Origin of the sequence: Alitiscatomonas aceti, from assembly GCF_025567195.1 — a bacterium.
GTDB lineage: Bacteria > Bacillota > Clostridia > Lachnospirales > Lachnospiraceae > Alitiscatomonas > Alitiscatomonas aceti.
Map to the genome: position 1 here is coordinate 1 of NZ_JAOQJF010000064.1, position 4,496 is coordinate 4,496.

General features: G+C 48.0%; 6 protein-coding genes and 1 pseudogene. 1 reads left to right on the top strand and 6 read right to left on the bottom strand.

From position 1 onward, the window contains the following. Positions 1-73 precede the first annotated feature (73 nt). The 6 genes from OCV69_RS16285 to OCV69_RS16310 form a co-directional block, all read right to left on the bottom strand. Positions 74-760, bottom strand: coding sequence for a class I SAM-dependent methyltransferase (locus OCV69_RS16285; RefSeq protein ID WP_262563243.1), 687 nt, complete (start codon positions 758-760; stop codon positions 74-76). 26 nt (positions 761-786) lie between these two features. Continuing rightward, positions 787-1,056: a DUF6199 family natural product biosynthesis protein gene (locus OCV69_RS16290; protein WP_262563244.1), complete on the bottom strand. Its 270-nt coding sequence runs from the start codon at positions 1,054-1,056 to the stop codon at positions 787-789. A 134-nt stretch (positions 1,057-1,190) separates the two neighbouring features. Beyond that, positions 1,191-1,466 (bottom strand): hypothetical protein, encoded by a 276-nt coding sequence (locus OCV69_RS16295; protein WP_158360301.1) that lies wholly within the window; start codon positions 1,464-1,466, stop codon positions 1,191-1,193. A 63-nt stretch (positions 1,467-1,529) separates the two neighbouring features. After that, positions 1,530-3,026, bottom strand: coding sequence for a hypothetical protein (locus OCV69_RS16300; protein WP_158360300.1), 1,497 nt, complete (start codon positions 3,024-3,026; stop codon positions 1,530-1,532). A 244-nt stretch (positions 3,027-3,270) separates the two neighbouring features. Beyond that, positions 3,271-3,678, bottom strand: a complete 408-nt coding sequence (locus tag OCV69_RS16305; RefSeq protein WP_158360299.1) for a hypothetical protein — start codon at positions 3,676-3,678, stop codon at positions 3,271-3,273. A gap of 80 nt (positions 3,679-3,758) precedes the next feature. After that, a complete protein-coding gene (locus OCV69_RS16310) occupies positions 3,759-3,968 on the bottom strand; it encodes a hypothetical protein (RefSeq protein ID WP_158360298.1) in 210 nt (69 codons plus the stop codon). Positions 3,969-4,052: 84 nt separating this feature from the next. Here OCV69_RS16310 and OCV69_RS16315 point away from each other — a divergent pair. Then, positions 4,053-4,496, top strand: a pseudogene (locus tag OCV69_RS16315) (transposase); the annotation flags it as partial.

The window sequence follows — 4,496 nt, forward strand, 5'->3', positions numbered from 1 at the left end:
CATTATACAGCTTAAACAATGAGTGGATTAAGACCCAACTGGCTGTTGGGTACTGAAATCCTACACTTATATATTAGGAGGAGGAGTAGATGTTTATTTCCTTAAAGCCTGCTTCTACTAAAAACTGTTCCATTTCCCCAGGCCTGTATAAATGGGTCTGGAAATCCATATGCTCACGCTGCAGCAGCCTGGCCCCATCATAAAGCTCATAGATCCCCGGTGAAAACTGTGTCTGGCTCTGTTCATCGTAATGGTTTCTGCTTTTTAATACCAGTGTCAGACCTTCCTTTGTTTCTGCCGAGGCCGTTATCTTATATCCATCATCGTCGGGACACCGGTCCGCCATAGTCTCAATGGCAAAGACCAGCCTTCCCTCCGGGGTCAGCATTTCCTTCAGCTTTTTAAGGATCCTTCTGCACAGCTTCGTATCTGTAAAAAGAGAGATGGAGCCCGAGGAGATAAAAATATAATCAAACCAGTCTGGAGAATCGTATTCCAGAATATCTGCCTGGACTGCCTTTGCAGACGGAGCCTTCTTTTTCAGCCGTTCCAGCATATGGGCCGACAGATCGATCCCACAGATATCAAAGCCCCGATCCATGAACGGCACAAGAAAACGCCCGCTGCCGCACATGACCTCCAGTATCTTTTTATCCTTCTCTGCATAGGAAAGATAGAAATCCAGTTCTTCCCTGGGCGCTTCCTTATGCAGGAGCTCATACAGCTCTGTACACAGACTGCCATAATAATTTTGTTTCATTTTGTCCATTCTTTTCCTTTACCCCTTTATTTCACTGCCGCATATACCAGCATGAAGACGGACGCTATAAGGAAGAATGCCCCTCCAACACGCATAAAAGCCAGATACAGCTCCGTCGGTTCTCCATTTTTTACTGTAAACATGTGCTCTATCTTCCACAGAAGCTCCGGCTTAAAAAGCATTAGGATTCCGAGGATCAGAAGGAAAAGTAACTCTAGCATTGATCCAGCCTCCTTCCTTTTACTAAATTCCCTGTGGTCATACAGGCGTTTGCAAATCCGGTAAAACCCGTTCATAGGATCTCCCCGCAGATTTCTCAAACATCATTTCTGTCTCCACAGAAATTTTAGCATAAGATTCTTTTTCTGACAGCCGGATGGCCGCAGGACCTGTCCTATATAAGCAGACTAGCAGCGGATCAGTCGTAAACTTACTGTGTCACATGGATGTCCCAGGTCATATAGACCAGGCCCGCGTGGATGAGAAAGCAGGCGGCAGTAAGGATGGCTTGGACCAGCCTGTTATCTGCTGTTTTCTGAACCTTTCCCCAAAATGCGCCGGTCACCCATATCTGGGATGCAGAAAACAGAATAAATGCGGGATCATGCTGAAAACGGATCTCCATATGGGACAGTGCAAAGCAGATAACGATATAGTTGACAGAAGCGGCCAGAAGATCGATCCAGCCGGATATTTTCCGCTTCATAAACAGCCCCCCTTATAAAACATCTGCTTCCAGCCTATCGGACAGGATCGCCAAAGGTATTTCCTAATTTTCTGATAAAGCCATGGGGACGGCGGCACTCCCGCCCATTTCCCCTGCGGTGTCCTCGTTGGGATCGAACTGGAGGGCGCTCTGGACGGTGATAAACGCTCCGGCGCTGTTCCAGCCGTTTGACATACGCTTTTCCATGGCAGTCATAACAGGATATTGGAACCAGCTTCTCTGGTGGGTGTAGTTGAACCAGCTGCTGATGATATAGCCATCCTGGAGTTCACAGGCCGGGTAGGCCACATATCCGCTCCATGCATCTCCCTGGCGGGGCATGGAAAAGGCCGCAAACACATCGGTGTTTTCCTGCCGTCCCCAGAAGACCGTATCAGAAACCGCCGTCTGGCTTCCCAGAAAATAGTACGGGGATTGGTACCGCGTCCCATCCTTTTCATACAGGACCTGTCCGGTCACCTCCCCGCAGGCCTGCCAGCCCTCCCGGATATCTCGGTACACCGGCCAGAGCTGGAGCGCCTCCGTTCCATGGAAGGATGGACGGGACATCCACTGGAAATGATGGAAGATCCTCCACGTTTCCCTTTCCCCGGGGATCCGGACTCCGACTCCTGTAAGGCGCAGCTCCTTTTCCTTCCGATACGCCTCCTCTTCCAGGCGGCCCTCCTCTTCATTATATTTCATGGTCCGTTTCCAGCCCTCGCTGACCATCTGGTCAGAAATGTCCACAACGACCCTGAAAGCGCCGTCACAGGCCCGTATGTCCTCCAGGGAAAGGTCGTTTAGGACGTATTCGGGAAAGCCAAGCTCCAGCAGGCGGCCTCTGATCTTTTTCAAATCCTCTGGTACAGGCGGCTCCTCCTCCCACTCCATGGGATACCGCCCTCCAAACAGATATCCGCAGGCGCCGCCCACAGACAGTATGAGGACCAGGGCCAGCACGATCCGCCTCTCTCCTGCCGGAGGCTCACTGTATGAGAGCTCCGCTCCCGCCTCTGCAGCTTCCCTTACCTGCTTATAAAGGCTTCGGAGGATCAGCACCAGGCTGACGATCATGCCCACAACGATCAGAAGCCCCTGGTAATGGATCGCTGCCAGCAGGTACATACCCCCATACCACGCCATCAGTCCTGCCGCGCTTTCTGCCCGGGGAGGAAGTCCGGACCGCTGCCGGACAGCCCTGAATCCGCGCCAGAGACAGAAAAACTCTGCCAGCGCCAGGGCCAAGCTGACCAGGACCCATACACCGTCTCCCTGGCTGGAAAGCCCCGGGAGAATGGTGGTATTAAGGATCAGAGTGACCCAGACACACCCTGCCCGGACGGCGGCAAGGAGATAACCGGAGCGGAACCATGGGTTCTCTTTCCGGAGCGCACGGAATCCCAGGACCATAAGGACTGTTCCAATGGCAGGGAGGATGTGATCGAGGCACCAGAAATTTAATGTAAGGGATGTGAGAATGATTCCCATAAGCACGTGGCCCATGGCCCTTTCCCACGGACTTTTTTCAGAAACATCGGGAATCCTGTTTTCTTCCATGGTCATCCTCCTTTCCGTGTATTCCGCCGCCTGTATCCTGGTCATGCGGCATCAAAGCCTGCACATTTGTGGTTATTTTTATTATACATGAAAAATCCAGAATATTTGGGACTTTTTCCAGTTGAATTTCTGACATTTTTCTTAATGACTTTTTTTTGAAAATATGCACAAAAAGACCGCTGAACCTTTCATATACAGATGTGGGTCAGCGGCCAGACTTCCTATTGATGGGATGGTTTTTGTATTATTCCGCGATATTCTCTATATAGTTATAGTCGATGTATCCTTTTATAACAGAATAAAAAAAGGGATCTTTTCTAATGGTATCCTCCGAATTGATAATGAAATTATTCCAGTCACCGGCTTCATTCCCGTCGGACAGGTAAACAGATAATTTATATCCATACCCAGAATAGCCCATCGAAGGCCTTGTTCTCTTTATCTCAACATCGTTCAGATCATCAATGATATGTTGGATCTGTTCTTTGTCTGTAATATGTGTCGCATTTCCGCTGCTGCCGTTAAAAACAACAAGCTCCAGGACTTCCTTGTGATCTAAGTCCATCAAGTCGACCGGAAGCGTATACCAGACGAATAGGCCAGCCAGAAGAATCTCTGTAACCGATGATACCAGGATCGTTTTCCGTTTCATGATGATCTCCTCCAATATGGTTTCCATTTAAATTATTTTGGTTTTCATGTAATTCCATGCTTCCCTGTAAATTCAGATTTTTAGTTCGGAACAGGGCCAATTACCCCCAGTGCGATCAGATCAAGAAAGGCGATCGTCAGAATCGTGCCCGCTGCAAGAATGAGGAGGAATACTTCCAGAACACGGCGTAGGTTCTTGTTTGTTAAACCAGTCCTTATTTTGGTGAAGCACAAAATCGAAACGCCAATAATCAGCAGGGCGGTTATATTATAAATTACCATTTCTTTCATACTGTACTGAAGTGCTATACTAATGTTGTAACAGGAGTGGCTAATAAGATATAATCAATCTTATAAAGAAAAGAGGTACACATTATGCCACAGAGTTACACCCCTGAATTTAAAAAGAAGATTGTCCGCCTTCACGAGGAAGAAGGACGCACTTACAAAAGCATCACTGCTGAATACGGCGTATCCAAAGCCAGTATTTCCAAGTGGTGCAGTGAATTTAGCAAAGAATGCCAAACAAAAGCCCTCGAAAATCCAGATATTCCAAATGAAATGGAACTTATGAAAGAGAATCTCCGATTGCGCAAGGAACTGGAAGAAGCAAAAAAGGAAAATCTCTTCTTAAAAAAAGCAGCGGCATTCTTTGCAAAGGAAATCGATTAGAGGCTTATCGATTTATTGAGCAATATCATGAGTTGTTTGGTCTACGGTGGCTCCTTCGCAGGCTTGAAATTTGTCCAAACGCGTATTATAACTACCGGAAACACAGGAAGGCGGATTATTATGCCAATAAAGCAGAAGTACACGCGC

Excerpts from the sequence above, each read along its gene's own strand:
- OCV69_RS16305 (WP_158360299.1), bottom strand. The coding sequence starts at position 3,678 with ATGAAACGGAAAACGATCCTGGTATCATCGGTTACAGAGATTCTTCTG.
- OCV69_RS16295 (WP_158360301.1), bottom strand. The coding sequence starts at position 1,466 with ATGAAGCGGAAAATATCCGGCTGGATCGATCTTCTGGCCGCTTCTGTC.
- OCV69_RS16290 (WP_262563244.1), bottom strand. The coding sequence starts at position 1,056 with ATGAACGGGTTTTACCGGATTTGCAAACGCCTGTATGACCACAGGGAA.
- OCV69_RS16300 (WP_158360300.1), bottom strand. The coding sequence starts at position 3,026 with ATGGAAGAAAACAGGATTCCCGATGTTTCTGAAAAAAGTCCGTGGGAA.
- OCV69_RS16285 (WP_262563243.1), bottom strand. The coding sequence starts at position 760 with ATGAAACAAAATTATTATGGCAGTCTGTGTACAGAGCTGTATGAGCTC.
- OCV69_RS16310 (WP_158360298.1), bottom strand. The coding sequence starts at position 3,968 with ATGAAAGAAATGGTAATTTATAATATAACCGCCCTGCTGATTATTGGC.